The sequence below is a fragment of the Caballeronia sp. LZ029 genome (assembly GCF_031451275.1).
Taxonomy (GTDB): Bacteria; Pseudomonadota; Gammaproteobacteria; order Burkholderiales; family Burkholderiaceae; genus Caballeronia; species Caballeronia jiangsuensis.
Map to the genome: position 1 here is coordinate 1 of NZ_JARUXO010000016.1, position 682 is coordinate 682.

Annotated in this window: 1 protein-coding gene; it reads left to right on the forward strand. The window is 65.5% G+C overall.

Annotated elements, in window-relative coordinates; translation table 11 throughout:
- On the forward strand, nucleotides 1-682 hold a 682-nt coding region (locus QCE73_RS33895), incomplete at both ends, for an FAD-binding protein (RefSeq protein ID WP_309885322.1).

Sequence of the window (682 nt, forward strand, 5' to 3'; positions counted from 1 at the left end):
CGTCGGCGCGGGCGGCTCGGGCATGCGCGCATCGCTGCAACTCGCGCGCGCGGGCTTGTCGGTGGCGGTGCTGTCCAAGGTGTTTCCGACGCGCTCGCATACCGTTGCCGCGCAAGGCGGCATCGGCGCATCGCTTGGCAACATGAGCGAAGACAACTGGCACTATCACTTCTACGACACGATCAAGGGCTCCGACTGGCTCGGCGACCAGGATGCGATCGAGTTCATGTGCCGCGAAGCGCCCAACGCGGTGTACGAGCTCGAACACATGGGCATGCCGTTCGACCGCAATCCGGACGGCACGATCTATCAGCGTCCGTTCGGCGGCCACACCGCGAACTATGGCGAGAAGCCGGTGCAACGCGCATGCGCTGCGGCTGACCGCACCGGCCACGCCTTGCTGCACACGCTGTATCAGCAGAACGTCGCCGCTAAAACGCACTTCTTCGTCGAATGGATGGCGCTGGACCTGATCCGCGACGCCGACGGCGACGTGCTCGGCGTGACCGCGCTCGAAATGGAAACGGGCGACGTCTACATCCTCGAAGGCAAGACGACGCTGTTCGCCACGGGCGGCGCGGGCCGCATCTTCGCGGCATCGACGAATGCGTTCATCAATACGGGCGATGGCCTCGGCATGGCCGCGCGCTCGGGCATCGCGCTGCAGGACATGGAGTTCTGG